The organism is Halomonas zincidurans B6 (assembly GCF_000731955.1).
GTDB classification, from domain to species: domain Bacteria; phylum Pseudomonadota; class Gammaproteobacteria; order Pseudomonadales; family Halomonadaceae; genus Modicisalibacter; species Modicisalibacter zincidurans.
This window is the reverse complement of record NZ_JNCK01000001.1, coordinates 1733240-1746813: the sequence shown is the minus strand read 5'-3', so window position 1 is coordinate 1746813 and position 13574 is coordinate 1733240. Positions and strand designations below refer to the sequence as shown.

General features: G+C 63.5%; 12 protein-coding genes and 4 tRNA genes. 6 read left to right on the top strand and 10 right to left on the bottom strand.

Annotation, left to right across the window (positions count from 1 at the left end; genetic code table 11):
* Window positions 1-38: 38 nt before the first annotated feature.
* The 3 genes from betA to betI form a co-directional block, all read right to left on the bottom strand.
* The gene (betA, locus tag HALZIN_RS0108155; RefSeq protein WP_031383734.1) at window positions 39-1733 is read right to left on the bottom strand and encodes a choline dehydrogenase; all 1695 of its coding nucleotides are present in this window, start codon (window positions 1731-1733) and stop codon (window positions 39-41) included.
* A gap of 79 nt (window positions 1734-1812) precedes the next feature.
* Entirely contained in the window at window positions 1813-3282 is a 1470-nt protein-coding gene (betB, locus tag HALZIN_RS0108150; RefSeq protein WP_031383733.1) for a betaine-aldehyde dehydrogenase, read from the bottom strand.
* Window positions 3283-3329: 47 nt separating this feature from the next.
* Window positions 3330-3929 carry a transcriptional regulator BetI gene (betI, locus tag HALZIN_RS0108145; RefSeq protein ID WP_201448186.1) on the bottom strand — a complete coding sequence of 200 codons (600 nt, stop codon included), beginning with the start codon at window positions 3927-3929 and terminating at the stop codon, window positions 3330-3332.
* 227 nt (window positions 3930-4156) lie between these two features.
* Here betI and HALZIN_RS0108140 point away from each other — a divergent pair, with 227 nt between their 5' ends.
* The 5 genes from HALZIN_RS0108140 to HALZIN_RS0108120 all read left to right on the top strand — a co-directional run bounded on the left by HALZIN_RS0108140 (window position 4157) and on the right by HALZIN_RS0108120 (window position 5715).
* Window positions 4157-5110 (top strand): choline ABC transporter substrate-binding protein, encoded by a 954-nt coding sequence (locus HALZIN_RS0108140; RefSeq protein WP_031383731.1) that lies wholly within the window; start codon window positions 4157-4159, stop codon window positions 5108-5110.
* Between the two features lie 99 nt (window positions 5111-5209).
* Window positions 5210-5286 (top strand) — tRNA-Met (locus tag HALZIN_RS0108135).
* Window positions 5287-5411: 125 nt separating this feature from the next.
* A tRNA-Asn gene (locus tag HALZIN_RS0108130) sits at window positions 5412-5487 on the top strand.
* Window positions 5488-5532: 45 nt separating this feature from the next.
* A tRNA-Asn gene (locus HALZIN_RS0108125) sits at window positions 5533-5608 on the top strand.
* 31 nt (window positions 5609-5639) lie between these two features.
* A tRNA-Asn gene (locus tag HALZIN_RS0108120) sits at window positions 5640-5715 on the top strand.
* Window positions 5716-5769: 54 nt separating this feature from the next.
* On the opposite strand, the gene HALZIN_RS18170 is transcribed toward HALZIN_RS0108120, so the two are convergent.
* The 5 genes from HALZIN_RS18170 to HALZIN_RS0108100 all read right to left on the bottom strand — a co-directional run bounded on the left by HALZIN_RS18170 (window position 5770) and on the right by HALZIN_RS0108100 (window position 8771).
* The gene (locus HALZIN_RS18170; protein WP_201448185.1) at window positions 5770-6303 is read right to left on the bottom strand and encodes a hypothetical protein; all 534 of its coding nucleotides are present in this window, start codon (window positions 6301-6303) and stop codon (window positions 5770-5772) included.
* Window positions 6278-6418, bottom strand: coding sequence for a cation efflux transmembrane domain-containing protein (locus HALZIN_RS18685; RefSeq protein WP_422723644.1), 141 nt, complete (start codon window positions 6416-6418; stop codon window positions 6278-6280). Before HALZIN_RS18685 ends, HALZIN_RS18170 begins: the two co-directional genes overlap by 26 nt.
* A gap of 196 nt (window positions 6419-6614) precedes the next feature.
* The gene (locus tag HALZIN_RS18530; RefSeq protein WP_150113097.1) at window positions 6615-6983 is read right to left on the bottom strand and encodes a TFIIB-type zinc ribbon-containing protein; all 369 of its coding nucleotides are present in this window, start codon (window positions 6981-6983) and stop codon (window positions 6615-6617) included.
* 133 nt (window positions 6984-7116) lie between these two features.
* Window positions 7117-7554, bottom strand: a complete 438-nt coding sequence (folK, locus tag HALZIN_RS0108105) for a 2-amino-4-hydroxy-6-hydroxymethyldihydropteridine diphosphokinase (RefSeq protein WP_031383728.1) — start codon at window positions 7552-7554, stop codon at window positions 7117-7119.
* 92 nt (window positions 7555-7646) lie between these two features.
* A complete protein-coding gene (locus HALZIN_RS0108100) occupies window positions 7647-8771 on the bottom strand; it encodes an ISAs1 family transposase (RefSeq protein ID WP_031383727.1) in 1125 nt (374 codons plus the stop codon).
* Window positions 8772-8997: 226 nt separating this feature from the next.
* On the opposite strand from HALZIN_RS0108100, the gene folE reads away from it, so the two are divergent.
* Window positions 8998-9600, top strand: a complete 603-nt coding sequence (gene folE / locus HALZIN_RS0108095; RefSeq protein WP_031383726.1) for a GTP cyclohydrolase I FolE — start codon at window positions 8998-9000, stop codon at window positions 9598-9600.
* A gap of 48 nt (window positions 9601-9648) precedes the next feature.
* Here folE and ligB read toward each other — a convergent pair whose 3' ends face one another.
* Window positions 9649-11382 carry an NAD-dependent DNA ligase LigB gene (gene ligB, locus HALZIN_RS0108090; RefSeq protein ID WP_051907438.1) on the bottom strand — a complete coding sequence of 578 codons (1734 nt, stop codon included), beginning with the start codon at window positions 11380-11382 and terminating at the stop codon, window positions 9649-9651.
* A gap of 91 nt (window positions 11383-11473) precedes the next feature.
* Window positions 11474-13558 (bottom strand): carboxy terminal-processing peptidase, encoded by a 2085-nt coding sequence (locus HALZIN_RS0108085; protein WP_031383724.1) that lies wholly within the window; start codon window positions 13556-13558, stop codon window positions 11474-11476.
* Window positions 13559-13574: the final 16 nt, after the last annotated feature.

Sequence of the window (13574 nt, the reverse complement as noted above, 5' to 3'; positions counted from 1 at the left end):
GAGAGTGCGATGATCGGCATGGCTCACGATCTCGGCTATCACGTGGTCGCCGAAGACGCGGGTGTGCCACGGGCCGGGGTGTCGCCGGCGACGAAATAGGCCACCTCGGCCTTGGGCAATGGCTTGCGGCCACGGACCTTGTCGGCCATCTTCTCGGCGATCATGATCGTCGGCGCGTTGAGGTTGCCGGTAGTGATGACCGGCATGATCGAAGCGTCGATCACGCGCAGCCCTTCGAGGCCGTGAACGCGGCCGGCGCCGTCGACCACCGCCATGTCGTCATGGCCCATCTTGCAGGAGCCGGCGGGATGATAGGCGGTCTCGGCATGCTGGCGGACGAATTCGTCGAGTTCGGCGTCACTCTGCACATCGGGGCCGGGCGAGATCTCGCGGCCGCGGTATGCGTCCATCGCCGGCTGGTTGATGATCTCGCGGGTGATGCGGATGGCGTCGCGGAACTCTTCCCAGTCCTTGTCGTGACACATGTAGTTGAACAGGATGCTGGGGGCCGCCTGGGGATCGCGCGAGGTCAGGCGAATCCGCCCGCGGCTCATCGAGCGCATCGAGCCGACGTGGGCCTGGAAGCCATGGGCCTGGACCGCGCTCTTGCCGTTGTAGCTGATGGCGATCGGCAGGAAGTGGTACTGCAGGTTGGGCCACTTTTCGGCGTCGTTGGTGCGAATGAAGCCGGCCGCCTCGAACTGGTTGCTGGCGCCGATGCCGGTGCCGTTGAACAGCCACTCGGCGCCGATCTTCGGCTGGTTGTACCACTTGAGCGCCGGGTAGAGCGAAATCGGCTTCTTGCACGCGTACTGGATGTACATCTCCAGGTGATCCTGAAGGTTCTCGCCGACGCCCGGCAGTGCGTGGACCAGCGGGATGTCGTACTCCTTGAGGTGTCGGGGATTGCCGACCCCCGAGCGCAGCAGGATCTGCGGCGAGGCGATGGCGCCGCCGCACAGCAGCACCTCGCGGCGTGCGTGCACTTCCTGGGGCTGGCCCTTGCGGGCATAAGCCACGCCCACCGCACGCTTGCCCTCGAACAGGATGCGATCGGTCAGCGCGTGGGTTTCGATGGTCAGGTTGGAACGCTGCTTGGCGATGTCCAGGTAGCCGCGTGCCGTGGAGGCGCGACGCCCATTGGGCGTGGTGGTGCGGTCCATCGGACCGAAGCCTTCCTGCTGGTAGCCGTTGACGTCCTCGGTGGCCGGGTAGCCGGCTTCGATGCCGGCCTGGATGAAGGCGCCGTAGAGCTCGTTGTTGCCCCGCTTGGGGGTGGCCACCGAGACCGGACCGTCGCCGCCGTGATAGTCGTCGGGACCGATATCGCGGCTCTCGGCGCGCTTGAAGTAGGGCAGGCATGCGAGGTAGTTCCAGTCCTCGAGCCCGGGTGTCTTGGCCCAGCTGTCGTAGTCCAGCGCATTGCCGCGCAGGTAGCACATGCCGTTGATCAGCGACGAGCCGCCCAGGCCCTTGCCGCGCCCGCACTCCATGCGACGATCGTTCATGTAGGGCTCGGGATCGGTTTCGAAGGCCCAGTTGTAGCGCTTGCCCTGGAGTGGATAGGCCAGCGCCGCCGGCATCTGGGTGCGAAAGTCGAAACGATAGTCCGGGCCGCCCGCCTCGAGCAGCAGTACCTGGACATCGGGATCCTCGGTGAGCCGGGTGGCCAGCACGTTGCCGGCCGAACCGGCGCCGATGATGATGTAATCGTATTCGCGAGCCTGGGGCATGAGCGGCCCTCCTTTGTCGTTTTCAGCGTGGCGCGGTGAATCGGCCGGGCCGGGCGGTCCGGCCCTTGGCGGCAGGCTTCTAGAAGACGGCCGGGAAGGGGCCCATCTCGATCTGCACGGACTTGATCTGGGTATATTGATCGAGGGATGACAGGCCGTTCTCGCGGCCGATGCCCGATTCCTTGTAACCGCCGACCGGCATCTCGGCGGGGGAATCGCCCCAGGTGTTGATCCAGCAGATGCCCGCCTCGAGCCGGTGGATGACCCGGTGGGCGCGATTCAGACGCTCGGTGAACAGACCGGCCGCCAGCCCGTAGCGGGTGGCGTTGGCGCGACGTACCACCTCGTCCTCGTCGTCGAATGCGAGGATCGCCATCACCGGGCCGAAGATTTCCTCACGCACGATCCGCATGTCGTCGCGGCAATCGGTGAACACCGTCGGTGCGGCCCAGGCGCCCTTGGCGTAGTCGTCGTGCACCCAGCGCTCGCCGCCGATCAGCAGGCGGGCACCTTCCTGCTTGCCGGCTTCGAGATAGCCGATCACCTTGTCGAGATGATCGAAGCTGACCAGCGGGCCGAAGTTGCTGGTTTCGTCCAGCGGATCGCCGGCCTTGATGCGCTTGACGCGCTCGAGGATCTTGGCTTCGAAGGCGCTCTTGATCGAGCGATGGACGAAGACCCGGGTGCCGTTGGTGCAGACCTGGCCGCTGGAGTAGAAGTTGGCCATCATCGCGGCATCGGCGGCGCGATCGAGATCGGCATCGTCGAAGACGATCAGCGGCGACTTGCCGCCGAGTTCCATGGTCACTTCCTTGAGCGTCGAACCGGCGGCGGCGGCCATGACCTTCTTGCCGGTGCCGGCTTCGCCGGTGAAGGTGATCTTGTCGATGTCGGCATGGTGGGTGAGCATCTCGCCGACCCGGCCGTCGCCGTGGACGATGTTGAAGACGCCATCCGGCAGGCCGGCTTCGGTGAGGATCTCGGCCAGCATCATGGTGGTCAGCGGGGTGACCTCGCTGGGCTTGAAGACCACCGCGTTGCCGGCGGCCAGCGCCGGCGCGCTCTTCCAGCAGGCGATCTGAATCGGATAGTTCCAGGCGCCGATGGCGCCGATCACGCCCAGCGGCTCGCGACGGGTATAGACGAAGGAGTCCTCGCGCAGCGGGATCTGCCGGCCTTCGATGGCCGGGGCGAGGCCGGCGTAGTATTCCAGCGAGTCGGCGCCGGTGACGATGTCGACGCTGGTGGTTTCGCTGATCGGCTTGCCGGTATCCAGCGTCTCCAGGTGGGCGATCTCGTCGTTGCGTTCGCGCAGCAAAGCGACGGCGCGATGCAGGATGCGGCTGCGTTCGAGGCCGGTCATCGCCGCCCAGATCTTCTGGCCTTCACGGGCCGAGGCGACGGCGCTGTCGACGTCGGCCTGCGAGGCTTGCTGAATACTCGCCAGCACCTGGCCATTGGCGGGGTTGATGCTGTCGAAGGTCTCGCCGGACGTGGCGTCCACCCGGCGTCCGCCGATGTAGAGTTGCTGTGTCTGCAATGATGGCATGGAAGTCTCCCTAGGTGCGTTTGAACGGGCCTCGAGCGAGCCGCCGGTCAGGCGAAACACTCCCTTTGAGCCAGTTGTTCGTCCAGATAGTCATAGGCCAGGCGGCGCGCCCGGTCGACGTCGAGGCCCTCCGGCGCCAGCGCGCCGCGCAGCCACAGGCCGTCGACCATCGCCGCCAGCCCGCGTGCGGCGCGGCGGGCGTCCTGCTTGTTCAGGCAACGCCGGAACTGGCTGCACAAGTTGGAGTACAGGCGCCGGTCGTTGACCCGCTGCAGGCGCTGCAAGTCGTGCTGGTGCATGCTCGATGCCCAGAATGCCAGCCAGGTCTTCATCACCGATTGATTGACCTGGCTGCGGTCGAAGTTGCCGTCGATGATGGCGCGTATGTGCGCTTGCGGGGTGTCCTCGGCGGCAGCGGCACGGCGCTCGGCCACCGCGCTGCCTAGATCGTTGAGAATCTGGCGCATGGTGGACTCGAGCAGGCCATCCTTGCCACCGAAGTAATGGCTGATGATGCCGGCCGAGACGCCCGCGCGCTTGGCGATGCGGGCCACGGTGGCGTCGGCCAGGCCGACCTCGTCGATCGCGTTCATGGTCGCCTTGATCAGTTGCTGACGGCGAATCGGTTCCATTCCGACTTTGGGCACCGGGCACTTCTCCTCTGCTGGCTCGCCCCGGGCTGAGCGGTGGTCGTTGAAAGGGCATTCCGTCGCTCCACGCCCTGATGGAGTATAGTCTGCAATGTTTTTATTGAACGTTCAATCAATAAAAATATATTGTATAGTGGAATGCGAAGTCGAGTATCGCATAATTCAATGTTATTGAACTGCCTGTTGCCACCCTGGCGGCAGGCGCCACACGCAGGAGACAGTCAATGCACGATAAGACCTCAATCAAATTGCTCGCCGGTGGCCTGTTGGTCGCCGCCTCTCCCTTGACGCTGGCGGCCGTGCCCGACAGTTGCCGGAGCGTCGATTTCGCCGAGGTGGGCTGGACCGACATCACCGCGACCACGGCTTTGGCCAGCGAGGTGCTGCAAGGGCTGGGTTACGAGGCCGGGAGCGATACGGTCTCGGTGCCGATCGCCTATTCGGGCATGAAGAACGGCGATTTCGATGTCTTTCTCGGCAACTGGATGCCCTCGATGGCCTCGATCAGCGATCCCTACATCGACAAGGGTGACGTCGATCGCGTGGCGGCCAACCTCGAGGGCGCCAAGTACACGCTGGCCGTCCCGCAATACGTTTACGATGCCGGGGTGACTTCGGTGGCCGATCTCGACGATTACGCCGACAAGTTCGGCAAGCGCCTCTATGGCATCGAGGCCGGCAATGACGGCAACCTGATCATCCAGGACATGATCGACAACGACGCCTTCGGCCTCGGCGACTGGCAACTGGTCGACTCTTCCGAAGCGGGCATGCTTGCCGAGCTCAAGGCCAAGACCACCAGCGACGAATGGATGGTCTTCCTGGGCTGGGAGCCGCATCCCATGAACACCAACTTCGACATGGCCTACCTGAAAGGCGCCGACGACTATTTCGGCCCCGATCTGGGCGGGGCGACGGTCTACACCAACACGCGCGGCGGTTACGTGGAGGAGTGTGCCAACGTGGGTCGACTGCTCGAGAATCTGACCTTCACGCTGGCGATGGAAAACCAGATCATGGGGGCGATCATGGACGGCGGTGAACAGCCCTCGGCGGCGGCGCGCAACTGGCTGCAGGATAACCCGCAGGTGCTCGACGACTGGCTTGAGGGCGTGACCACCGTCGATGGCGAACCGGGGCTGCCGGCGGTCAAGCAGGCGCTGAATATCGGCCAATAAGGCAAGCGGCTCGGGACTTGTCACGTCGGCGGCCCGCGTGCATAATTCGCCCCCGCTGACGAACATCGCGATCCGTCGTGGTGGCGCCCGAGCGCGGTTGGCTACGTAGCTCAGCTGGTTAGAGCACATCACTCATAATGATGGGGTCCCCTGTTCGAATCAGGGCGTAGCCACCAGGTATTGCGAAACGCCCGCCGGTTTTCCCGATGGGCGTTTTTAATGCGCGGCTGCCGGCCCGGCGGGGCGAGGCCTTGACGGGAGAGCCTCGATCCGTATACTACGCCGCGTGCTCCGGCATTGTTCCCCGATAGCTCAGTTGGTAGAGCAAATGACTGTTAATCATTGGGTCGCAGGTTCGAGTCCTGCTCGGGGAGCCAACTTGCAACGTTCGATCGTTGCCGGTCGCACAGGGTATTCGTTGTTCCCCGATAGCTCAGTTGGTAGAGCAAATGACTGTTAATCATTGGGTCGCAGGTTCGAGTCCTGCTCGGGGAGCCAAGCCTACGAATACCACCACCGCATCCGTCGTTCCCCGATAGCTCAGTTGGTAGAGCAAATGACTGTTAATCATTGGGTCGCAGGTTCGAGTCCTGCTCGGGGAGCCACCGCCTTTTCTATGCCGCAGCGCGATATGTCGTCCAAAGCTCTCTGAACTACGGTCAGTGTCGGCGCGCGCCAAGTAACCGGCCGAGCCTTGGCAGGATCACGGGCGCGGCAATGAGGGTAAGGGCGCCGATCGCCCAGAAAACAATAATGGCCGGCCTGGCGATGACTCGTAGCAAGGCGATAACTTGTCCCGAAAGGCCGCTGACGTTCAAACCATCGACGAAGTTGCCGACCTCCTTCCCGACGCCGGCGGCAGTTGCCAGGCTCTTTCCGCCATCCTCCAGGAGGCCGGCGCTGATCGCGATCCAGCCGAGCACGGGATCGACAAGCGCGTAACCGATCAAGGCGAGCAGCGACCACAGAGCGAGACCGACAAGAACGACGGCCATTCGCAGCCGGCTCGGACTAGCATTGCAATCGACAGGCCCGCCCGTCATCATCGGATCGCGATCATCGCTCCGACCGTAAGTATTGCGATACCCGCGGTCATGGTGGCCGTGTCTTCCCATGGCGATCTCCGTTTTAACCGGGGCAGGATTTTCAGGGAAATCAGCCCGTTGTTCAAGCACGTCCAGCCGCAGCTCCAATCATTGTCGTCGTTTCGCGCTTCGCGAAACGGATGGCGATCAGTGCCAGGGCGAGACCGCCCGCGTCCGTAAGCGTATGCGCCGCATCGGCTAGAAGCGCTAGGCTCCCGTCCAGAGACCGCCAATAACCTCGACTGCCATGAAAGTCGTCGTCAGAGCAAGAGCTACTATGAGCCTGCTCTTGTGTCGCCCGGCGGCGGTCCCCGGCGAAGCTGTCGCTGCGTGTGAATGCTCTATACTCACGGTCAACTCCCGTCGTCAGTTAAAGCCCGGCGATGCGAAACTCGACCTTGTATCATGAGCGAATATCGTTAGTCGAACAGCCGTCTGAGGAATGATCCGTGTCTGCGGCTTTGACCGTGTCCACCACCATGACCGTGTCCACCACCATGACCGTGTCCACCACCATGTCCCGAACCATGACTGTTATCGTAGTGGCCTTGAGACGGATAAGACGGCCCCTGTGGCGTGGGTTGCGCCTGCGCACCCCGGACCTCTTCGCTAGCGCTTCGCTCGATGATCTTGTCGAGCTCACCGCGATCCAGCCAGACCCCCCTGCACTTGGGACAGTAGTCGATCTCAATGCCCTGGCGTTCGCTCATGAGTAGATCGACCCTGCAGGTAGGACAAAGCAGCCCATGGCCCTGGCCTTCCGGACGTGTATTTTCGACATCTAGCATCATCATCCCCTTGTGTTTGCTCGACGAAGCTAATTTTCTCGAGCAAGATCATCATATAGGTTCCCCAGCCACTAAGTCATATAGGTTTTTGTTGTTGCCAAATACGCCGTCTACCGGCCAGCGGGGCAATCGGCTATCGCCGAGTCGCGGCATGGTCGCCCTCGCTGCGTTCCAGGGTCAGGTGCGTCTTGGCGATTAGTTCGTCGACGGGAATTCTTACGTAGTCTTCCTCCAGGCCGCTGGCGTCGATCACCCGGCCGTTCCACGCCACGATATCCAGATCGATGGTCCGAGGTCCCGATTTTATCGGTCCGCGTATGCGGTCCAGACGGTCCTCGACGCGCTTGAGATAGTCGCGGAAGCTCGCACAATCGAGCGGCGTCGCGACCAGAAAGGCACCGTTGAGGAAGTTGGCCTGGTCCTGATAGCCCACCGGCTTCGTTTCGATGACCGTCGCGCTGGCGATCAGGCGGGATTCCCGGGCGAGAATGTCCCGCGCCCGCTCGATGTTGCGCTGCGGATCGATATTGGATCCCACGGAAATTAGACACTGATGTTCGGTTGGCTGCATGGCGGTCCCTTTGCATTGCCCGACTAGCTGACTGTGTAGCAGGGTGGCGTGTCAAGCGCGCAAGCAGGGCAATCGCACGTAGCGATCTATTCTCATTCAAGGCCCAGCAGATGAGCCCGGTATTCATCTGACGTCGCTGCGATGATCCGCTTGGTCTTGAAGCTGCCTTTGCGCTTCGCCGGATCCAGGCGGATCAGGTTGAGGGTCAGGCGCTTGAGGATGGCTAAGTTGTGCGCCGCATGGCCCGTGCGGGCTCGCATCTGATCATCAGCAAACGTCACGTCAAGACACCAGTGCACGCGGTCCTCAATCCCCCAGTGCTGACGGACTGCCGCGGCCAGTTGCTCGGCATCGGGCACCAGGCTGCAGATGTAGTAACGCCGTTCCCGGGTCATCCTGCCCTGCCTCTCGCGTGTCGATTCGATGACCGCAAAGCAACGCAGGTCCGGCCAGCGCGTGGGGGCGGGCAAGCATTCCAACGCATCAAAGACGTAGCAGCGGCGCGTTTCCAGCCGTCCGTGATCCTTGCTGACCGCTTCGCTGACGTGATGGGGCGTCTTGTCCGGCGGCGCTGACTGGAACAGCTCGAAAAAGTCGTTTATCGCCGCATTGAGCTGTGGCTGATTATCCTTCACTGCCAGCACATAGTCCGCCCCACGGTCGCGAATCGCCTGCGCGATGCTGGGTTGGGTCCCCATGGCATCGATCGTCACGATACATCCCTCCAGGGCCAACGTGGCCAGCAGCTCCGGAATGGCGGTCTTCTCGTTCGACTTGGCCGTTGTCGCCTGCTGGCCGAGGATGACCCCGGCAGCCGCCGCGAACGCGCTGACCCAGTGCAGAGGCCCTTCACACGCCTTCGCCGACCGCCGGCTGGTTTTGCCATCCAACGCGACGACCTGGGGCGAGAGGCCAGGCAGCGCCCCCGCCACCCAGCAACGGAAGGCATGCTCGAACTCCTTGGGGTCCATCAAACCAAAGAGGCGTGCGAAGGTATCATGTGATGGGATGCCGTTGGGTAAGGAGAGATGCTGGCGTAACCAGGCTTGCTTCTCTTGGGCCCAGAGCTCGATCTCCTCGAAGGTATCGGCGCCGACCAGGATGCCACAGGCCGCCACGGTGAGCACTTCCGGCAAGGAGTGCTGGACCTTGTTGGACTGGCGAGGATCGGTAACGGAGACGAAGACATCCATGAGAGGCTGTGAAGACTGAGGCATAGTGACGCTCGAACCAAATGCCTAGTAATACCGGCCCGCTCTAATTTCTTCAAATGCGATCGATTACCGACGTGCGATCGCCCTGAGCGCGCAAGCCCGATGCACGACGGGCGCTGCAATCATGATATGCTTTCGCGGCCACGACCGGCCTGCTTGCCGCCGCAGTCGCCGCGGCACGTCCAACTGGACCGGCACTCGAACTTGTTTGATCCAATGAGGGATTGGAATGTCAAAGAATCCTCCCAGTCGCGAAGCGGCGGAACAGGCTGTACGCACCTTGATTCAATGGGCCGGTGACGATCCCGACAGAGAGGGGTTGCTGGATACGCCGTCGCGGGTCGTGCGTGCCTATGAAGAGTTTTTTGCCGGCTATAACGCCGATCCGGCGGTGATTCTCGAGCGTACTTTCTCGGAAGTCGAAGGCTATGACGAGATGATCGTGATGAACGACATCCGCTTCGAGAGTCACTGCGAGCATCACATGGCGGCGATTATCGGCAAGGCGCATATCGGCTATATCCCCGATCGTCGCGTGGTTGGCATTTCCAAGCTGGCGCGGCTGGTCGAGATCTATGCCAAGCGCCTGCAGATCCAGGAAAAGATGACCGTGCAGATCGCCGACACGTTGCACGACGTGTTGCGCCCGCTGGGTGTCGGCGTGGTCATAGAAGCCTCTCACCAATGCATGACCACGCGCGGCATCCATAAGCCCGGTGCGAGTCTGGCGACCAGTCGCATGCTGGGCAGCTTCCGCAAGGACCCGGCGACGCGCCGCGAGTTCCTGCGCATGCTCAGCCTTTCCGGTGCCGGTACGCTCGATAACATCTGAATGCCTCCTCAGGCGAGCATCGCCTGCGCCGCCATGCCGAATGCGGGATCAAGGCGTGAGGTTATGCTCCGCGACCAGGCGCTCAAGCAATGGTGCTGTCTGCGGGCCGTTGAGAAAGCGCCAGAGCGCCTCGCTGCGTACCGGGCCGATGCCTTCGGCGCGTTGCCATTGCGCGATGGTGCGCTGTCTCAACGCGGCGAGGCTCAGCGTTGGGCTGGCCTGCCTGAGCACCTCTTCATCGACCGGCGGTAGCCCCAGGGCCCGGAGCCAGGCGATGACCGGCCGCCGCTGCGCATCTTCGAAGCTTTCCAGCCATTGCCTCGCACGTGCCTCGCCGACGCCAGGCAGCGCTTCGAGGGTCGCCCGGTCGAGCGTCTGCCAGGCGAGCAGGTCATCGACCAGGCCGCTTTCGACCAACTGCAGCCAGGTGCCTTCGCCGATGCCGGTCAGGTCGAGTCCCTGATCGCTCGATAGCCAGTCGAGTCGGGCGACGAACTGTTCCCGACATCCCGGCCCCGGCGTCAGGCAGCTCCACGGCCCGTAGTCGTCGGCCTCGGGGGCGTCGATCGCCGGGCGCGGCTGGCGCCTGAGCACCACGCCGTCGACCTGGGGGATGGTCAATCCCGCAAGCGCCACGCGGAGTTGATCGCCGGGGCGCACGTCGAGTTCGCGCCAGCGATCCAGCGAACCCAGGCTGACCCGGCTTACCGTACGATCGTTGAGCGTGACCGGCGCGAGCTCGGCGACCGGGGTGATTCGTCCGGTACGACCCACCGAAAAATCGATTCCCTCGACCACGGCCAGGGTGCGCTGGGCCGGGTATTTCCAGGCCAGCGCCCAGCCCGGCGGTTCGGGCCGCCAGGTCGCTGCGGCGGGGCGGCGACTCTGGCGCAGCACGATACCGTCGCTGGCGAAGGGCAGCGGTGAGTTGAACCATGCCTGGCGCTGGGCGACGACCTCGGCGAGCGTATCGACCGGCAGTGAATAGGCCTGGGCATCGCTAAAGCCCCAGGCAGCGAGTTGCGCATTGCGAGCCGGCAACTCGGCTGCACCGTTCGGCCAATCCCAGACGAACAGGCCGATCGAGGCCGCCGCAGACTTGTCGAGTCGCTCCCGGGCCATCAAGCCGACGACGGCAGCGCGTGCGCCATCGGTGCCGTCGCGGGCCTGCACGTGACCGGGACGCTTGGCATACAGCTCGCCTTGCAGGATCACGCGATCGGGCGCGGCGTTCAGCCGCTCGGGAATGGCCTCGATAAGCCTGGCCTGAGTCAACCAGTCCTGCCCCTGCACGCCATCGCCACGGCTGATCGCCGCACTGAGCGTGCCACCTCGGTACACCAGAGTGACGGCGACGCCGTCGACCTTGGGCTGAACCCATAGCGAGCGATCGTCTCGATCGGCCAGCCAGTTCGCCACGGCCTGACGGGAATCGGCCTTGTCCAGGCCGGTCTGGGCGATGGGATGGGCGACGAGTGGGGCGGTGGTGGATGGCAGGGGTCGCCCGACGCTTTCGTTGCCGGCCTCTTGCAGGCAGGTTCGCCAGTCGAGCTGGCGCCGCTTGGCGGCATCGTAGACGCCGTCTTCGACCAACCGCCTGCCATCCTGGTAGTAGGCTTCATCCCAGCGCGCTATGCGCGCCGACAGTTGGGCCAGCGCTGCCTGACGCTGTGCCGGACCGCCGGGAGGGCAGTCCGCCGCGTGGGCCTGAACGCCGCCGAACGCGAAACCCAGGATGAGACCTGCACCCACCAGCATGCGAACAGCGCTCTGAATCGACATGCCTGCTTCTCGAAGTCGGCTCGACGATTCGAGCGCGCTATAGCCGATGACCTCGCGGTGCAGTCGCGATCCAGGCCCCGATAGCGGTGATTCAGCTGGCGCCGCTGAGCCGCGCATAATCGAGAACGATCTCGGAACCCTCGATCACCTGGGCCCGGTCGATGGGGTCGGCTGTCTCGTCATCCTCGTCACCTTGATCATCCTCGGTGTTCTGCTGGGCGGCGCTGTCACGGGTCTGCGTCCAGTCTTCCAGCGGATCGAGTCCCAACGCTTGACGGCGACGGTTTTCGAGCGCCAGTTGCTCACTCTCCTGGGCATCCATTTCGCGCTGGCGCTGCTCGCGGTTGAGGCTGACGGTGGTCTGCTGATCGCGCAAAGTCTTGATCAGCGCGGACTGCTCTTCGAGGTAGACGAAGTTGGGGTCTTGTGCGATACGCGCCTGATGGCGGGCCTTGAGGGTGCTCAGGTAGCGTTCCGGATTGCCGTAATCGCGATATTCAACGGCACGGACGGTGTCCCAGGGCAGGGCGTTGTCCAGGCTGCTTTCGCCGATCATCTCGGGGTCGACCAGGCTGGGGAAGCTGATATCCGGTGTTACGCCGCGCAGTTGGGTGCTTTCGCCGGAAACACGGTAGAACTTCGCGCGGGTCAGCTTCAGCTGGCCATGGCTGAGGTCGCTCAAGGTCTGCACGGTGCCCTTGCCGAAGGTCTGGCTGCCGATGACCAGCCCGCGATCGTAATCCTGAATCGCGCCGGCAAGAATCTCCGAGGCCGAGGCGGACAGACGATTGACCAGTACGCCGAGTGGGCCATCATAGGCGACGCCGCTGTCGGTGTCGCCATACAGACTGATGCGACCGCGTGCATCGCGGACCTGCACGGTCGGGCCGCGATCGATGAACAGGCCGACCAGCGAGTTGGCTTCCTGCAGCGCGCCGCCGCCATTGTTGCGCAGGTCGAGCAGAATCCCCTCGACATTGGCGGCCTTGAGGTTGGCGATCTCCTTGGCGACATCGCGCGTCGAGCTGCGATAATCCTCCTCGCCGGCCTGCCAGGCATCGAAATCGACGTAGAAGGTGGGGATATCGATCACCCCGATGCGATGCTTGCCATCCTCGCGTTCGATCTCGATGACTTCGCTGCTGGCTGCCTGGTCTTCCAGTTTCACGGTGTCGCGCACGATCTTGACGACTTGCGAGCGGGTCACGTCGACCGCCTTGGCGGGAATGACGTCGAGGCGCACGGTGGTGCCCTTGGGGCCTCGGATCAACTCGACCACGTCATCAAGGCGCATGCCGACGACGTTGACCATCTCGCCGCTTTCGCCCTGGCCGACGCCGACGATGCGATCCGCCGGTTGCAGGGCGCCGCCCTTGTCGGCCGGCCCCCCGGGCACCAGGCTCGAAACCTTGACGTATTCGCCCTCGGTCTGGAGCAGCGCACCGATGCCTTCCAGCGACAGGCGCATCTGAATGTCGAAGGATTCCCCCTGGCGTGGCGATAGATACTCGGTATGTGGATCGACGGTGCCGGTGACGGCGGCCATGAACAGCTCGAAGACATCCTCGGAGTTGGTCTGGCGCAGCCGCGCGAGCTGCCCCTGGTAGCGGTCCACGAGCGTGTCCTTGACCTCCTGATTCGACTGATCGCTGAGCGACAGCGACAGGGCGGCGTTCTTCAGGCGCTTCTGCCACAGCCGGTCGAGTGCTTGCTGGTTGCCGGCCCAGGGTTCGCCCTGGCGGTCGATCAGCAGCCGCTCGTTGCCGGTGTAATCGAAACTGAAGCCGTTCTCGAGTTGTGCCAGCAGCCATTCGAGGCGCGTTTCCAGGCGCGACTGATAACGCTCATAAAGGGCGTAGACCCGCTCGAGCTGGCCTTCACTGACCGCCTCGTCGATGGAATTGCGCAGATCATCGAAAGCCGTGACATCGCGTTTGAGCAGGTAGGCGCGCTGTGGGTCGAGCACGTCCAGCAACCGGTTGAAGGCACGCTGCGACCAGGTATCGTCGAGTTTGACGTCGGCATAGTGTCCATACTTCAGTGATTCAGCGATCTCGACCGAGGCTTGCCGCTGGGCATCCGTGGGGCTCGGACTCGGGCCGGCGAATGCCGGTACACTCAACGCGCTCAGTAAGCACAGGATCCATACGCGCTGAATGGCTGCAGTCAGGCTCATTGATGAAGCACTCCCG